The organism is Mesorhizobium sp. M4B.F.Ca.ET.089.01.1.1, assembly GCF_004022605.1.
Classification (GTDB): Bacteria; Pseudomonadota; Alphaproteobacteria; order Rhizobiales; family Rhizobiaceae; genus Mesorhizobium; species Mesorhizobium abyssinicae.
Genome location: NZ_RZOS01001293.1, coordinates 1 through 527 on the forward strand (window position 1 = coordinate 1; position 527 = coordinate 527).

Here is a 527-nt window from a genome sequence, read left to right on the forward strand (position 1 = left end):
ATCGAGAAGGGCGGCCGGCTGGTCGCCATCCGCGAGGAGAAGGATTGTTCCGACGAGGAGAAGAAGATCGGTTTCTGCAATGCCGGAATGATGGCCGTCGCCGGCAGGAGCGCGCTGGAGCTGCTCGACAAGGTCGGCAATGCCAATGCCAAGGGAGAGTTCTACCTGACCGACATCGTCGAGATCGCCGGTGCCAAAGGCCTCGATGTGGTGGCGACGGAAGCCAGTTTCGAGAGCGCGCTCGGCATCAACAACCGGGCCGAGCTTGCCGAGGCGGAAAGCATCTGGCAGGCGCGCCGGCGGCGCGAGGCGATGCTCTCGGGGGTCACGCTGATCGCGCCCGAAACGGTTTATTTCTCGCACGACACCGAAATCGGCGCCGATACGGTGGTCGAGCCCAATGTCTGGTTCGGCCTGGGCGTCAAGATTTCCACCGGCGCCACGATCCATGCCTTCAGCCATATGACGGGCGCCACAATCGCGGAGAACTGCGAGGTGGGACCGTTCGCGCGGCTGCGGCCGGGGAC

1 pseudogene is annotated in these 527 nt (G+C 64.5%); it reads left to right on the forward strand.

What is annotated here, in order from left to right:
• Positions 1 to 527 (forward strand): annotated as a pseudogene (gene glmU, locus EN780_RS37225) (bifunctional UDP-N-acetylglucosamine diphosphorylase/glucosamine-1-phosphate N-acetyltransferase GlmU); the annotation flags it as partial.